The organism is Treponema sp. SP13 (assembly GCF_050938355.1).
GTDB classification, from domain to species: domain Bacteria; phylum Spirochaetota; class Spirochaetia; order Treponematales; family Treponemataceae; genus Treponema_D; species Treponema_D socranskii.
The window spans coordinates 1-257 of the sequence record NZ_JADOVM010000025.1 but is presented as its reverse complement, the minus strand read 5'-3'; the positions used below and the strand labels follow the sequence as shown (position 1 = coordinate 257).

General features: G+C 51.4%; 1 rRNA gene. It reads left to right on the top strand.

What is annotated here, in order from left to right:
* Positions 1 to 119: 119 nt before the first annotated feature.
* Positions 120 to 257: ribosomal RNA gene (locus IZU26_RS13035) — 23S ribosomal RNA — on the top strand; the annotation flags it as partial.

The following is a 257-nucleotide window of genomic DNA, read 5'->3' as shown; positions in this document are numbered from 1 at the left end:
TGGCTGTTTGAAAAGTCGGTTACTTTTTCGACAGCCTCATGCTCTTTGAAAATATAGGGAAGGGAAGAAGGTTTGAGCGCATAAGCGATTGGAAGCTTAGAGCGCGGGAAAGAGAATATGGTCAAGCAAGTATAGGTTTGCGGCGGATGCCTAGGAGCTGTCCGGCGAAGAAGGCCGCGGTAAGCTGCGAAAAGCTGCGGGGAGGAGCACACATCCTTAGATCCGCAGATAGCCGAATGGGGTAACCCGTATGTCGT